The 15,811-nt window shown below is 40.6% G+C and carries 15 protein-coding genes; 8 read left to right on the plus strand and 7 right to left on the minus strand.

Going from position 1 to position 15,811, the window contains the following annotated elements; translation table 11 throughout:
- Nucleotides 1–15 precede the first annotated feature (15 nt).
- From L0668_RS17885 to nirB, 3 genes are read right to left on the minus strand one after another with little or no spacing between them, the layout of a single operon-like run.
- Nucleotides 16–2,802: a nitrate reductase gene (locus L0668_RS17885; protein WP_235314096.1), complete on the minus strand. Its 2,787-nt coding sequence runs from the start codon at nt 2,800–2,802 to the stop codon at nt 16–18.
- A gap of 3 nt (nt 2,803–2,805) precedes the next feature.
- The gene (gene nirD, locus L0668_RS17890) at nt 2,806–3,153 is read right to left on the minus strand and encodes a nitrite reductase small subunit NirD (protein ID WP_235314097.1); all 348 of its coding nucleotides are present in this window, start codon (nt 3,151–3,153) and stop codon (nt 2,806–2,808) included.
- 11 nt (nt 3,154–3,164) lie between these two features.
- Nucleotides 3,165–5,765 carry a nitrite reductase large subunit NirB gene (nirB, locus tag L0668_RS17895; protein ID WP_235314098.1) on the minus strand — a complete coding sequence of 867 codons (2,601 nt, stop codon included), beginning with the start codon at nt 5,763–5,765 and terminating at the stop codon, nt 3,165–3,167.
- Between the two features lie 381 nt (nt 5,766–6,146).
- On the opposite strand from nirB, the gene L0668_RS17900 reads away from it, so the two are divergent.
- The 4 genes from L0668_RS17900 to L0668_RS17915 all read left to right on the plus strand — a co-directional run bounded on the left by L0668_RS17900 (nt 6,147) and on the right by L0668_RS17915 (nt 10,300).
- Complete coding sequence (locus L0668_RS17900) at nt 6,147–7,007, plus strand: TraB/GumN family protein (RefSeq protein ID WP_235314099.1); 861 nt, start codon at nt 6,147–6,149, stop codon at nt 7,005–7,007.
- Between the two features lie 180 nt (nt 7,008–7,187).
- Entirely contained in the window at nt 7,188–8,435 is a 1,248-nt protein-coding gene (gene moeA, locus L0668_RS17905) for a molybdopterin molybdotransferase MoeA (protein ID WP_235314100.1), read from the plus strand.
- 46 nt (nt 8,436–8,481) lie between these two features.
- On the plus strand, nt 8,482–9,855 hold the full coding sequence (locus L0668_RS17910; RefSeq protein WP_235314101.1) for an MATE family efflux transporter: 1,374 nt from the start codon (nt 8,482–8,484) through the stop codon (nt 9,853–9,855).
- 1 nt (nt 9,856) lies between these two features.
- Nucleotides 9,857–10,300: an MOSC domain-containing protein gene (locus tag L0668_RS17915; protein WP_235314102.1), complete on the plus strand. Its 444-nt coding sequence runs from the start codon at nt 9,857–9,859 to the stop codon at nt 10,298–10,300.
- A 2-nt stretch (nt 10,301–10,302) separates the two neighbouring features.
- Here the strand turns inward: L0668_RS17915 and L0668_RS17920 are convergent, their stop codons facing one another.
- The 4 genes from L0668_RS17920 to L0668_RS17935 are packed head-to-tail and all read right to left on the minus strand — an operon-like array spanning nt 10,303 to nt 12,319.
- A complete protein-coding gene (locus L0668_RS17920; protein ID WP_235314103.1) occupies nt 10,303–10,599 on the minus strand; it encodes an ArsR/SmtB family transcription factor in 297 nt (98 codons plus the stop codon).
- A gap of 14 nt (nt 10,600–10,613) precedes the next feature.
- Complete coding sequence (locus L0668_RS17925; RefSeq protein WP_235314104.1) at nt 10,614–11,027, minus strand: YeeE/YedE family protein; 414 nt, start codon at nt 11,025–11,027, stop codon at nt 10,614–10,616.
- Between the two features lie 9 nt (nt 11,028–11,036).
- Complete coding sequence (locus tag L0668_RS17930) at nt 11,037–11,447, minus strand: YeeE/YedE family protein (RefSeq protein WP_235314105.1); 411 nt, start codon at nt 11,445–11,447, stop codon at nt 11,037–11,039.
- Nucleotides 11,444–12,319, minus strand: coding sequence for an MBL fold metallo-hydrolase (locus L0668_RS17935; protein WP_235314106.1), 876 nt, complete (start codon nt 12,317–12,319; stop codon nt 11,444–11,446). Before L0668_RS17935 ends, L0668_RS17930 begins: the two co-directional genes overlap by 4 nt.
- 83 nt (nt 12,320–12,402) lie before the next feature.
- On the opposite strand from L0668_RS17935, the gene L0668_RS17940 reads away from it, so the two are divergent.
- From L0668_RS17940 to L0668_RS17955, 4 genes are all read left to right on the plus strand, one after another.
- On the plus strand, nt 12,403–13,155 hold the full coding sequence (locus L0668_RS17940) for a sulfite exporter TauE/SafE family protein (protein WP_235314107.1): 753 nt from the start codon (nt 12,403–12,405) through the stop codon (nt 13,153–13,155).
- A gap of 9 nt (nt 13,156–13,164) precedes the next feature.
- Nucleotides 13,165–13,548 (plus strand): rhodanese-like domain-containing protein, encoded by a 384-nt coding sequence (locus L0668_RS17945; RefSeq protein WP_235314108.1) that lies wholly within the window; start codon nt 13,165–13,167, stop codon nt 13,546–13,548.
- A 386-nt stretch (nt 13,549–13,934) separates the two neighbouring features.
- Complete coding sequence (locus L0668_RS17950; protein WP_235314109.1) at nt 13,935–14,723, plus strand: polysaccharide deacetylase family protein; 789 nt, start codon at nt 13,935–13,937, stop codon at nt 14,721–14,723.
- A gap of 14 nt (nt 14,724–14,737) precedes the next feature.
- On the plus strand, nt 14,738–15,724 hold the full coding sequence (locus L0668_RS17955) for an aldo/keto reductase (protein WP_235314110.1): 987 nt from the start codon (nt 14,738–14,740) through the stop codon (nt 15,722–15,724).
- Nucleotides 15,725–15,811: the final 87 nt, after the last annotated feature.

Here is a 15,811-nt window from a genome sequence, read left to right on the forward strand (position 1 = left end):
GGCGAGTTAATCTAACTATATGATTTCTTCTACTGGGATGATCATGTCTTCAATCGCAGGATCCGTATTGGGGTTAGCTGCTAACAAACCTTTATGTTGATTCACTAATTGACTCAACTCTGACTTACAAGACCCACAGTTAGTGCCACATTTAAGGGCATTACCTAGTTTATCAACCGAGTCGCAACCTTTTTGTATGGCATCAATAATGGTGTTTTCACCCACTTTGAAACAACTACAAATCAACTTGCCTTGCTTAAACTGCTCGTCTGGTTGATTGTTTAACAAACCATGCATTTGTTCGCCGTCTACTAAACCACCAGCCAATAAGCTACTGATCCAACCGGTGTCTACATCTAGGTGCTCTTTACCCATAAACAAACATAAAGACAACAAACCTTCACGCATAGCGAAGGTACTCGCCACGTCACCACCAGTTACACTTACCCACTCATCGTATAAAGGTAAATTAATCTGCAACCAGAGTTTAACCTCTGCTTCAGAATGCTCGGTACCGAAATAAATCAAGGTGCCTTGCTCTACCGGAGTAGTCACAAAATAAGCAAACTTTTCTCTCAGCAATTCGACAGCAAGGCTTTGTTTAACAAAGATTTTACCCTGTAATGGATAATCCACTTTGGTTAACGCTACCGCAGCATGTTTTAACTCAGGTTGGCCTGATATTTTGTCATTGGCATCGGTATACAAACCAGTAATGTTTGAGCTAGCGCTATTGGTGGTACTCCAATGAATAGGCGCAAATAACTCACCTTTTCGTTGTTTGTCATCCAATACCAAAGGTAAACAAATATCTGATTGTTCGTGACTTAAATGCCCAGCCGTTAAATTCACTAAATCGTGTTCTTTTAAAGCCATTGCATCTGCATCTTTAGGATGCATAGCTAAAAACGGACGACTAAAGTGTGAAGTTAATGCCGAAGCTTTACCAGTACGTGTCATGGTATGCCACTGGTCACGCAAACGACCACTGTTTAACACAAAAGGATAATCGTTGGTGGTAACTTGTTCTGGCGGGGTAAATACCGTTTTCAAAAAGTTAGCTTTACCGGAAGGTGTATAAAACTTGTCATTGGTAAATAGACGTTTTGTGCCTTCAGGCGCACTTTGATTAACTGGCCACTGAATTGGTTTTAAACCATCGTAAGCTCGGGCAGATAATCCAGCTAAGCCAGATAAATCTAAGTCTCGTTTGCCGTTGTTATCAGCTTGAGTTAAGCCTACATACTCGTCAAAAATCTCTCGCGGATGGTTAAAATCAAACCCTTGCTCAAAGCCCATGGCTTTAGCCACATCACAAATAATTTGCCAATCGTGTTTAGCTTGTCCGCTAGCTGGCATAATGCCGCGCTGACGAGAAATACGACGCTCAGAGTTAGTCACTGTGCCGTCTTTTTCTGACCAGCCTGTAGCCGGTAAGGCAACATCAGCAAAACTTAAGGTGTCGTTTTTATCTACACAATCAGATACCACAACCATTTCGCATTTTTTCAATGCTTTGGCAATTTTTTCGCGATTGGGCATGCTGACCATAGGATTTGTCGCCATGATCCACACCGCTTTTACCTTGCCCGTTTCAATGTCGTCAAACATATCTACGGCTTTAAGGCCAACTTTACTCGCTATGGTAGGAGACTGCCAATAAGTCTGAACTGTCTGTCTGTGCTCTGGATTATCTATATCCATATGACAAGCCAACATGTTGGCTAACCCGCCTACTTCACGGCCACCCATGGCATTAGGTTGTCCAGTAAGTGAAAACGGGCCACTGCCAACTTTGCCAACTTTGCCTGAGGCTAAGTGGCAATTAATGATGCTATTCGCTTTGTCTGTACCTGAGGTAGATTGATTGACCCCCATACAATAGGCGGTGACCACTTTTTCAGTTTCACAGAACAAGTGATAAAAATTCTCTACTAAGGCTTTATCAATATCACAAGTTTGTGCGACAAGATCTAATGTCCACTGCTTGCATTCATCAAGCACCACATCAAAGCCTTGAGTCACACTATCAATGTATTTTTGATCTAAACCTGAGTTTTGTGACAAGTACTGAATTAAGCCATTGAATAAGGCCACATCTGTACCAGGTTTAATGGGTAAATGGCTATCGGCTAATTCGCTAGTGGCGGTTTTACGAGGATCAATTGTGATCACACGCATATCAGGGTTTAATTTTTTAGCCCTTTCCATCCGTTGAAATAACACAGGATGGGTCCAAGCGGCATTTGAGCCAACCAAGATTAATAACTCGGTAACTTCTAAATCTTCGTAACAACAGGGGACGGCATCTGCGCCAAAGGCACGTTTGTAAGCAGCCACTGCTGACGACATACACAAACGAGAATTGGTATCGATATTGGCACTGCCGATATAACCTTTCATGAGTTTATTGGCAACGTAATAGTCTTCAGTCAAAAGTTGACCGGAAACATAAAAGGCCACCGACTCAGGGCCATGCTCAGCAATCACTTGTTTGAATTTGTCTGCTACGGTTTGAGTCGCAGTTTGCCAATCGCTTGGTTCGCCATGCACCATAGGTGACAATAATCGGCCATTGATTGAATTGGTTTCTAGCAGCTTGCTGCCTTTAACACACAAACGTCCGAAATTGGCGGGATGATCTGAACTGCCCTGCAACACACTTAATTGTCGACTTTCATCTAAGGTCACTTCGACCCCACAACCTACCCCACAATAGGGACAAGTTGTGGTCACCAATGAAGGGCCAGACGTGTTAGGTGTATGCAATGCAGTTTCAGCAGATTTGCTGATACTCACCATGAATTAGCCAGCCGATTGAAGTAACACTTTATCTTGCTCAACACGAACAGGATATACGGTTAACTTAACACTTTCGTCATCTAAACACTGGCCAGTTGTTAAGTTGTATCTTTGTTTATAAAGAGGAGCAATAATTACTTCAGCGCCATCTACCGAACCCACTAGGCCGCGATAAAGCACGTTTGCTTTACCAAATGGGTCCCAGTTGCTTACAGCAAATACTTTATCTTCACTGCCAGTTTTCATTTTAAAAATGGCCACTTCTTTATCGTTTACTAAGGCACATACACCTGAGTTCAATACTAGGTCATCGTCTGAACAAACAGAGATCCAATCATTTTGAGTTGTCATATGTATTCTCCTTACACTACTTCAGTGGCAAGTTGGTCAGCATCTTCAATACTTTGCGCTTGCAGTTTTTTCTTTTCTTCTTCAGTAGCCGGGCGGATTTGATCCCTTTCTTCTACAAAGACAATGTTTAAATCAGACTTGTCGCTATTTACAAAACGACGGAAACGTTTACGCGATTGCTCATTTTCAATGGCTGTTTTCCACTCACACTGATAAGTATCCACCACATTTTGCATTTGAGCTTCTAACTCTTCACCTAAACCAAGTGAATCTTCAATCACGACTTGTTTCAAATATTCTAAACCACCTTCAAGGTTTTCCATCCATACCGACGTGCGTTGTAAACGGTCAGCAGTACGTACGTAAAACATCAAAACGCGGTCGATATATTTAACTAAGGTTTCATCATCTAAATCTGTGGCGAATAAGTCTGCGTGACGAGGTTTCATACCACCGTTACCACATACATATAAGTTCCAACCATTTTCTGTGGCGATGACACCTATATCTTTACTTTGTGCTTCAGCACATTCACGAGTACAACCCGATACAGCGAATTTAATCTTGTGCGGTGCACGTAAACCTTTATAGCGGTTTTCTAAATCGATAGCTTGGCCAACTGAGTCTTGAACCCCGTAACGACACCAAGTGCTACCCACACATGATTTAACGGTTCTTAAAGATTTAGCGTAAGCGTGACCTGTTTCAAAGCCAGCATTGATTAATTTTTCCCAAATTTCAGGTAGTTGCTCAACTTTCGCACCAAATAAATCGATACGTTGACCACCTGTTATCTTAGTATAAAGTTTATAATCGCGACCCACTTCACCAATGACAATTAGCTTCTCTGGAGTAATTTCACCACCTGGAATACGCGGAATAATTGAATAAGTCCCGTCTTTTTGCATGTTACCTAAATAGGTATCATTGGTATCTTGTAGGCTGACGTGATCTGGTTTTAGAATAAAATCATTCCATACCGAAGCCATAATTGAGCCAACAGCAGGTTTACAAATTTCACACCCTAAACCTTGACCGTGTTTCTCCACTAATTCATCAAATGATTTGATGCTGCCAACTTTAACTAGGTGAAACAATTCTTGGCGAGAGTAAGCGAAATGTTCACATATGTCCTTTTTTACCTCAACACCTCGCTTTTCAAGCTCGCTGTCGACAACAGATTTAAGTAAAGCAGCACAACCACCACAACCAGTGGCTGCTTTAGTACAACCTTTAACACTGCCTACATCACAAGCACCTTGATCAACTGCTTCAATGATGTCGCCTTTAGATACGTTATGACATGAACAAATAGTCGCAGTGTCTGGCAGTGCATCTGCGCCTAAGCCAGGTGCATCGCCAGCACCCGCTGGTAAAATTAAACTTTCTGGTTTTTCAGGTAATTCAATATCATTTAATGCGTATTGCAATAACGTATCGTAATCACTGGTGTCACCGATTAATACTGAACCTAGTAATTTTTTACCTTCGGCATCAACTACAATCTTTTTATACACTTCTTCAGGTTGGTTTTCGTAGGTATAACATAATGCACCTTCGGTACGTGCATGGGCATCACCGATAGAACCTACTTCAACACCCATTAACTTCAACTTAGTGCTCATGTCAGCACCTTGGAAGGTTAAATCACCACCGACAATGTGGCTAGCGGCAGCACGTGCCATGGTGTAACCCGGCGCAACTAAACCATAAATAAAGTTATTCCACAGGGCACATTCACCAATAGCATAAATATCTTTGTCGCTGGTTAAACATTGGTCGTCGATAACAATACCGCCACGCTCACCAATTTCTAAATCGAATTCACGGGCTAGCGCATCTGACGGACGAATACCGGCAGAGAATAAAATCATGTCTGTTTCTAACACTTCGCCATCGGCAAAGCACATTTTATAACGACAGGTATCACCCGCTTCAATTGATTGAGTGGCTTTTTGGGTGTGAACCTGTACACCTAATGCTTCAATTTTACTACGTAATAAACGGCCACCACCGCCATCGACTTGCACAGCCATTAGTTGTGGGGCAAATTCAACTACGTGAGTTTGTAAACCTGCTTCTTTAAGGGCATTTGCCGCTTCTAGTCCTAATAAACCACCACCAACAACCACACCTACTTTACTTACTGCGGCTGACGCACTGATATCTTCTAAATCTTCGATAGTACGGTAAACCAAACAATGTGGTTGATCGTTACCTGGGATAGGTGGAACAAAAGGATATGAACCAGTAGATAACACGAGTTTATCGTATTCAAACACATCACCAGATTCGGTCGTCACTGACTTAGCCAGTTTATTAATATTGACAACTTTAGCGCTAAGTTCGAATTGAATATTATGCTCTTGGTAATATTCTGGCGTAGTTAAGGCTAATTCATCAGCCGTTTTACCAGAGAAATACTCTGATAAATGAACCCTATCGTAAGCTAAGCGAGGTTCTGCTGATAAAACCACTACTTCTAATTGCGTGTCATTATCTGCCGCATTTTCTTGAATTAATTGATCAACAAAATGATGGCCAACCATGCCATTCCCTACTACTACAATACGCATTTTTTGTGCGCTACCAATATTTACCGAACTTGACATCAGTCACCTCTATATGTGCTTTAAAAACAAAAAAGCCCCAAAAATCGATTAACGCGACTTTAAGGGCTTCTTTGCCATACCAACTCTTACTAAATAATAAGATTGGAAAATGTAAAAACGAACAAACTTGTTAATTGTATTTTTTAATACAGGAATAATGCCAATTTTTTATTCCTTACAATTCAAAAGGTTAAGATGTTAAAAATAATAAAAAACACAAAAACAAGCACCAATCCGGTGCATTGGCACCAAAATAGCCCCGCGTGATTTTAGAGAGCCAAAATGGTGCAAATATATTGATTGCCATGACTAAAGGATTGGCGTTATGCTGCCCTCGCTAAAAAATTAGGCTTATCATTAAAAATAGGACAGAACACTAACATGACGTTATTTAAAAAACTGGTATTGCTAGTTGCTATCACCTTTACCTCGCACTCCCACTGCGCTTCAGTATGGAAAGTATCATCTGACACCCACTCTCTTTATATTGGTGGCACTATCCATGTGTTAGCCAAGGAAGATTACCCTTTACCTAAAGAGTATGACCAAGCGTTTAAATTAGTAGACCAACTTGTATTTGAAACGGATATGTCTGTGGTCAATAGTCCTGAATTTGCACAAAAAATGATGGGCCAGATGATGTTTGCAGACGGCACCACTATAGATAAGATATTAAAACCAGCGGCCTATACTGCGCTTAAAGCCCATTTAGATGCCCGAGGGATCCCGATGCAAAATTTTGCGTCATTCAAACCGAGTTTATTGGCTATCACTTTAAGTATGCTTGAATTACAAATATTGGGGTTAACCAGTGAGGGGGTTGATTTATATTATTCAAAGTTAGCTGCTAAAAAGAATAAACCTCAACTTTGGCTAGAGTCTCCCGATCAACAAATCGAATTTTTATTAAAAATGGGCCAAAGCGATCACGATGCCATGATCGAATACACACTTAAAGACATCAAAAAAATGCCCAATATGATTGACACCCTACGTAAAGCTTGGCGCATAGGTGATATGCCTGCATTAGCCGAGGTGGGGATCAAAGAGTTTATTACTGATTACCCCGAAATTTATCAAGACCTATTAGTTACTCGAAACCATAATTGGCTTCCTCAAATTGAAAAAATGTTAAACACTGAGCCTGTTGAATTTGTTTTGGTAGGAGCTCTACATTTAGCTGGCCCCGATAGTGTTTTAACTAGTTTACAGAGCAAGGGATATAAAGTAGAAAAATTATGATTGTTAAGGTTCTAACCAAGGGCTGTTGATCTTTTAGCTGGTTTGGGGGCACCTTGCCCCCATAAATAATCCTTCCTTGAATTATTCAATAAAACCTACTATCCCTTCACGGCCTTTTTTGCGATAGTTAAACCACTTTATCTCAACCCCAATTTAGTTTTTTTAAGGCGATAAATTACCATGTTGCATTCCTGTGATACTCCTGGCCTAGTAGCCATTTCTGACGCGATATCAAATATGTTGGAACAAGTATCGACCATTCAAGATTCTGAGCGCCTTCCTTTATTCCAAGGGTTAAATCGCGTTTTAGCCCGTGATGTTATTTCGCCAATCAATGTACCACCAGCTGATAATTCGGCAATGGATGGCTACGCTATGCGCAGTGCAGATTTGGCGACTGACAGTCAATCACCCGCTAACACCCAATTAACCTTAGTGGGAACCGCTTTAGCTGGCCAACCTTTTGCAAGCTCAGTTACAGAAGGGCAATGTGTAAGAATAATGACAGGCGCTGTTATACCACAAGGCGCAGACGCTGTAGTCATGCAAGAAAATACTCAAGCAGAACATAACACCATTACCTTTATGCAAGTACCTAAAAAAGGTAATAGTGTTAGAAAAGCGGGGGAAGATATTCAGCAAGGCCAAGTGGTAGTTACAAAAGGTACGCAGCTGACACCCGCTTGTTTAGCTTTAATCGCCTCAGTAGGCATTGCTGAAGTTGAAGTCACTAAAAAAATTAAAGTAGGCTTAATTGCCACAGGTGACGAACTCACTCCACCAGGCCAGCCATTACTTGAAGGCAATATTTATGAAAGTAATCGTTACGCCCTACTTGGTCTAATGGCCAAATATCCAGTCGAAGTTGTCGACTTTGGCATTATAAAAGACGATATCGCTGAATTAAGACATACTTTTACACAAGCAAATCAAAACTGCGATCTCGTTATATCCTGTGGTGGTGTGTCAGTGGGTGATGCCGATTATGTCAAACAAGTATTAGATGAACTCGGTCAAATCAACTTTTGGAAAGTGGCGATCAAGCCCGGTAAACCTTTTGCATTTGGTCGCCTTAGCCAAGCTTGGTTTTGTGGACTGCCTGGTAATCCAGTGTCTGCCTATGTGACATTCGAACAACTAGTTAGCCCAGTATTAAATAAATTGAGTGGTAAAAGCTATTTGCCTGATGCTTATTTTATTGCTGAAGCTGCAGAAACAATTCGAAAACGACCGGGTCGAGCCGATTATCAAAGAGGTATATTTTACCGAGATGCAGCTGGTAAATTGTGGGTTAAAGCCAATGGTAAACAAGGTTCTGGTATTATGAGCTCTATAGCCAATGCCAATTGTTACATGGTTTTGCCTCAAGAGTCTGGCAATATTACTCAAGGTCAAAAAGTAAAAATACAGCCTTTTCAAGATCTATAAGCACACCTTATTTTCAGCTAATTTTCACCTAAGATAGAAGACAACAGTGACATTTAACAAAGAACTCAAAACCATTATTCACCTAGCTTGGCCCCTTTTGATTGCACAAATTACCCAGACCTTAATGGGCGTGTCAGACACTATTATGGCCGGTCGTTACTCGGCTACCGACATGGCAGCAGTAGCTATAGGTTTTAGTTTCACCCTGCCCATAATCGTATTTATTCAGGGCATAACTTTAGCCTTGCCGCCCATCATTTCTCGTTTAAATGGCGCTAAACAATCAGATAAAGTGGCCAATTACACTCAGCAGATGGTGTGGTTAGCTTTGGGGTTTTCTAGTTTAGCCGTTATGTTTGGCTTTGGGTTTGAATCTGTGACTCAATTTATTCAAATGGAGGCTGAACTAGGTAAAATTGCGGTAGATTATATTCAGTACATATTATTTTCTATGCCGGCCTTTGCCCTGTATCAGGTATTACGTAATTATTGTGAAGGATTATCCATCACTAAGCCGAGCATGGTGATCATGGGAATTGGTTTATTGGTTAACATACCTGCTAACTATGTACTTATTTATGGAAAATTTGGTTTACCAGAAATGGGCGGTGCCGGTTGTGGTGTCGCCACAGCTTTGGTTTTTGTAGCTATGTTTATCGCGACCTTTTTTTACAGCTTAAAATCTGAAAAACTAAGCCAATACCAGTTGTTTAGCCAATTTTATCCCCCCAGTAAACAACACATTAAAGAGTGTATGAAGTTGGGTTTTCCCATCGCCATGACTATTTTATTTGAGGTGACTTTATTTGCCGTGGTAGCCATTTTACTGGCTCCGTTTGGCGCGATTATGGTGGCCTCTCATCAAGTGGCTCTGAACTTTTCAGCACTGATGTTTATGATCCCCTTAAGCATTGGCATGGCAACCAGTATTAGAATCGGTTTTTTATTAGGGGAAAATCGCCCAGAGCAAGCTAAAATTGCCACTAAGTGTGCCTTTGTTTTAGGCGTGTCGATTGCAGCTTTTACTGCCACCATAACTATATTTGGCCGTGAGTCTATCGCAAGTTTATATAGTATCGATCCTGCGGTCATAACCTTGGCATCTAGCATGTTATTATTTGCTGCTATGTTTCAGTTTTCCGACGCCATACAAGTCATTGCAGGTACTGCTTTGCGAGGATATAAAGATACAGCTGCAATGTTCTATTTAAGTTTCATCTCTTATTGGCTAGTGGGTTTAACCATTGGCTGTATTTTAGGTTTAACAGATTGGATTGTACCTAAAATGGCTGGCGCTGGATTTTGGATTGGCTTTATTTGTGGCTTAACCTGCGCAGCCATTACCTTAGGAATACGCCTGAAATTCATTCAAAACAAGCACATTCAAAATAAACATATCCAGCCTCAGGAAGCCGTTTAACATGCAATTATTAGGTATAGCCACTCGTGAAAAAACCGGCGCGCCCATGCAAACTCATTTCAGTTGCCATATAACCAAACAAAGTGGTCTTGTGCCAGATGGCCGAGGTAAGCCAGGTAAACGTCAAGTCACTGTTTTAAGTAAAGAACAGTGGTTACAAGCCTGTGACGAACTTAACACAGTTTTACCTTGGACTATTAGAAGAGCGAACCTGTTTGTGGAGGGTATTCGTTTTAGTCAAGATGATGTGGGCAAACATATTCAAATTGGCTCACTTAAACTATTGATCACTCGCGAAACTGATCCTTGTGCCAAAATGGATGCGCAACATCAAGGCCTAACAACCGCCCTCACCCCAGATTGGCGAGGCGGTGTGTGTTGTAAAGTGATAGAGGATGGGGAAATAAAGTTAGGTGACCAAGTAGAGCTTATCATCCAGCCATAACCCTATTCAGCGCAATACAATTGATACAAGGTAGCAATCATAGTTTTCACTTGTTCACTTTTTAATGAATAATAAATGGTTTGCGCCTCTCGCCTAGTTTGTACTAAACCGTCTTTACGCAACACGCCTAAGTGTTGCGACAAAGTGGATTGAGGAATGGCAATTTCATCATTTAGCTGTGATACCGACAATTCCCGATTATTCAATACACACAAAATAAGCAATCGATGTTTATTAGCCATGGCCTTTAAAAGGTCTGCTGCTTGTGCGGCATTGGCCTGCATATCACTTAAATTCATATTGAGTCTTTGTATTACTTAGAAAACCGATTTGTGAGTATCATACCAAGCAACATACTTAACACAAAGGCTAGAATACCGGTTTGACCACCACTTAAATTCACGAGAGCAGGCCCTGGACAAATACCACTTAGGCCCCAGCCTAAGCCAAACAACACTGAGCCAATAATGAGCTTAATATCAATTATTGAATTGTTAGGTAACTGGCAAGGCTCATCAAACAAAGTTTTACCTCTAGGTTTTACTACTAAATGATAGATAGGTAAGTACACACACAATCCTCCGCCCATAACAAAGGCTAAAGTAGGATCCCAATTACCAAATAAATCTAAAAAACCTATCACTTTAACCGGATCGACCATACCCGATACCACTAAACCTAAGCCTAAAATAAGTCCTGATACTGCTGCACTAATAATATATTTCATGCTTGTCTCCTAGAAAAGGTTAGTGATAGCTACAGTGGTAATGGCAGAACCCATAAAGATCATAGTGGCCACAATCGAACGTTTTGATAATCGCCCAATGCCGCATATACCGTGGCCACTAGTGCAACCTGAACCAATTTGAGTGCCCACACCGACAATTAACCCTGCAATCACTAAAGTCGCTGTATCTACAGGTAAACTAGTTGGTAATGTAAATCCTGTAATTGAAGCAACAAAAGGTGCCACCACTAAACCTAAAATAAACGCCCAACGCCAAAACGTTTGTACTGAAAACCCACTTAGTGCGCCATTTACAATGCCCGATATCCCAGCTATTCGGCCATTTAATAACATCAATAAAATTGCTCCTAGGCCAATTAACATGCCACCAACAAAGGCTTCTACATAAAGGTTGTTCATGATTTTTCTCCATAATTTTCGGTTATTGGGGTACAAATATAACGTTTACCATTCGTTTTAGGCTCAGGTAATAATCCACCCCACAAATTGACCTGTAAAGAAGGGTACAACAACTTAGGTGCGGCTAATCCTGCATCCCGTTTATTGCGCATAGAGATATAGTCTTGCTTTTTAGTATCTTGATTAATATGAATATTATGCGCCTTACTTTGGGCAACTGTAGTTTGTATTTGTACTTCACGGCCATCCGGTTGGTAGTCGTGACATACCCAAATGATTGTGTCATCGGTAAGCTTATGTATTTTTTCAATACTCGCCCAAAGCTTTGCTGCATCTCCACCAGGAAAATCGCACCGCGCCGTGCCACCATCAGGCATAAATAAGGTATCGCCAACAAACAGGTTATTATCGATTAAATAACTCACACTGTCGTCTGTGTGACCAGGAGTAGATAACACTTGGATTTCGCTATCTCCAAAAGTTAAAACCTCTTGGTCTTTGACTAAATGATCAAACCCGCTCGCCTCATCAGCCAAAGCTGGGTGTTTGCTAAATAAGCTACTGAAGTGTCTTTGCACTTGTAATATGCCCTCACCGATGGCAACTGGCGCTTGAGTTTGTTGTTTTAAATAGTGCGCCGCTGTTAAGTGATCAGCATGGGCATGGGTTTCCAATATCCAGACCAATTCAAGCTTATGTTTTTGAATAAACGCCAACTGCTGATCGGCAATTGTGCTAGATACTCGCCCTGACCCCATATCTAAATCTAGCACGCTATCAATTACCACAGCATAAGTTTGTGATGAGTCAACCACCACGTAACTTGCCGTGCCAGTACCTTGGTGAAAAAACGCATTAACCGAAACCGCCATGTTAAATACCTCTGGAAATATAATTTAATTTAATATATCGTATATCGCAAATATACAATAAACCAACGCTGGAAAGCAAGCTTATGTTGTTAATGTTGATTATATCAGCCCTAGTGGTGGGTATTAGTTTGGGGTTATTAGGTGCTGGAGGCTCAATCCTCACTGTCCCCGCTCTAATACTGTTACTGGATATGGACGAAAAAACGGCCATAACCAGCTCCTTGCTGATCGTTTCTCTTATAGCATTAACAGGTGCATTAAGCGCTTTTAAACAAAAGCTTCTAGTTAAAAAGGTATTATTGTGGTTTGCCTTATTAAGTTTACCCGCTGCATCAATCGGTGCTCAGGTGGGCGCTTGGTTACCCAATGGCCTACAAACAATCATTTTGGCAAGTATCATGTTATTCGCAGCCAAAAAGCTATTCCACCCTTCTAGTATTCAAGGGGCAAAAATACTCAGTGTTAAACAGTTAGTTGTAGCGGCCTCAATCACAGGATTTATTACTGGACTGGTTGGCGTGGGTGGCGGTTTTTTAATTGTGCCAGCTTTAGTACTTTACGCTGGGCTGACTATGCAACAAGCCACTGCCAATAGTTTAGTGTTAATCGCATTAAATGGCGCGGTCGCATTTTTCAGTCTGCGTGTTTCAGGTAATGCCTTGGATCTAGATTGGATGGTTATTTTAATCATGGCTGGTGTGGGTGCTCTGGCAGTATTGTTAGGTCAAAAAATATCTCACTTTCTTGACCAAACGATACTCAAACGTTCATTTTCAATTCTTTTACTCTTGGTTGCCCTTAGTCTAATGACCCAATCAATTAATACATTTATTTAGGAGAGCACTATGTTGTCATATCCAGCATATGTAAAATCTGTTCAACAGCAAATCAACGAAATTGATATTGATACATTTAATCAAACGCCTAATAACTACTCTTTGTTGATTGATGTAAGAGAAACCGAAGAAGTTGCAGCAGGCAAAATAGCCAATGCCGTACATATTCCTAGAGGTTTATTAGAAGCTAAAATAACGGGCTTATCACCAAACAAAGATCCAATCGCTGCGCAAAAATGGTTACAAGCGCAATCCATAGCCCTGTATTGCAGAACCGGAGGCCGATCAGCCTTAGCGGCTAAGTCTCTGATGGATATGGGCTTGACTAATGTTGTGTCAATCCAAGGTGGTACCACAGATTGGCTAGAAAAAGGCTTAACTTTAGAGAGTTAAGCCTTTCAAAATCATTAAAATCCAGCACGTAATTCAATAAGCCAGATGTAAAAATAAGCACTTTTGCTAATTAATACCATTCCGTCTTAATATGTAGTCACTCAGCGAGAGTTTAAAAGGGCTTAAACAAGGCGCATGATTGAAGGAATAGTGGTGCTATTTCAAAGTCATGGAACGCAGTGTAAGCTCTTTTAAAACTCGCCTGCAAGGAGTGCCCCAGCGGGTTTTGCTTTTTGTTCTCACTATTTGAAAGGGATCAACCATTACTGCATAGCGACGCCTCAATCAAAAACCGCTGGATGCACTCTGAGTGTTCACATATCAAGGTGGATTGGTATAACTATTTGCGGCACACTAAGCATAATGTTTCTCAATTAAGAAAGAAGATGCTCCGCTCAATTCACGCTTCAACACTTTTTTTACTTATGGCATTAGTTGTTTTTGCTAGCATAACTAGCCCTGCACTTGCTAAAAATACATGGCCTACTGGTAACAAAGTGGCCATTAGTTTGTCTTATGACGATGCCCTTGATAGTCAATTAGACAACGCCCTGCCCGCTCTAAATAAACGGGGATTGAAAGCCTCATTTTATGTGGTGCCTTTATCTCAAGCCTTTAAAAATAGAATCGAAGAGTGGAAACAGCTGGCTAGACAAGGCCATGAATTAGGCAACCATACTTTATTTCATGCTTGTGACCGTTCAAAGCCAGGGCGTGATTGGGTTGATCCCTTCAATGCCTTAGACGATAAAACCGTTAACGATATGGTCAACGAAGTCACAGTTGCCAATACTTTGTTAACCGCGGTAGATGGACAACAGATACATACACTTACCCCACCTTGTTTTGATCAGAAAGCTAAAGATGGTAATTATGTGACCGCCGTCAAAAATCAGTTTTTGGCGATTAAAGGTTTGGAAGGTGATGATTTTTCAAGCTTAATTGCACCTAGTAATATTAGTGCAGCTCAAATCATTGAGTTCATAGAAAAGCAACCAAAAAATATCAAATTAGTGAATATATTATTTCATGGTATTGGTGGGGATCATCTTGTTACTTCAAGCTCAGAACATGCTAAATTTTTAGATTACTTACAGCTTAATGAACACAAGTATTGGGTAGATACCTATCGAAATATTATGCTGGCAAAAATGACACAACAAAATAAAAACTAAAATAGGAATACACAATGAATTTACGCACTTTAGGTAAAACAGGTTTTAAGGTATCTGAAATAGGATTAGGTTGTTGGCAACTAGGTGGTGACTTTGGGCCTGTTAGTGATGACCAAGCCCAACAAATATTGTCACAAGCACACGAAAACCAAATTAATTTTTGGGATACCGCAGATGTATATGGAGCAGGTAGAAGTGAGCAGATTATTGCTAAATGGCGAAAGCAACATTCTGATGCAAAAAATTTAGTAGTCGCCACTAAAGTAGGCCGCACAGGCGAATTATTTCCAGATAAATACACAAAAGAGTCGGTTAAATCTGCGATTCAAACCAATGCAAAAAGTTTAGATGTAGATTGTATTGATTTGATCCAGCTGCATTGCATTCCACCTGAAGTATTAAAAGACGGTGAAATTTTCACTTGGCTACAAGACTTCAAAAAACAAGGGTTAATTAAACATTATGGCGCCAGCGTAGAAACCATTGAAGAAGGTTTGTTATGTATGCAAGATCCTGAATTAGCCAGTTTACAAATCATCTTTAACATTTTTAGACAAGATGCCATCAGTGAACTCCTTCCTAAAGCCGCAGAAAATAATGTAGGGGTGATTGTCAGGCTGCCATTGGCTAGTGGTTTGTTGTCTGGCAAATATAAAGTCGATCAAAAATTTGATGACACCGACCATAGAAACTACAACAAAGATGGTGCAGCCTTTAGCGTAGGAGAAACCTTTTCAGGTATTCCTATGAACAAGGGAATCGAATTAGTAAAAGAACTTGAAGGTTTTTTACCTAAAAATATAACCATGGCTCAATTAGCACTACGCTGGATATTAGACCAGCCCGCTATCAGTTCGGTTATTGCTGGTGTGAGTAAACCAACACAAATAGCTTTAAATACAAGTGCATCAAATTTAGCACCATTACCGACCGAGTTGCATGAACAACTTAAAACCTTTTATTTTGAAGCTGTTAAACAAAATGTAAGAGGTAATATTTAACCTGAGTCTGCGTAACAGTATTTACTGTTACGCTCTTTTTCCATTCAAGAAACCAGTTCATAAACATATCTAATTAGAGATCATCTT

It is taken from the genome of Paraglaciecola algarum (genome assembly GCF_021532655.1).
In the GTDB taxonomy this organism is placed as follows: Bacteria; Pseudomonadota; Gammaproteobacteria; order Enterobacterales; family Alteromonadaceae; genus Paraglaciecola; species Paraglaciecola algarum.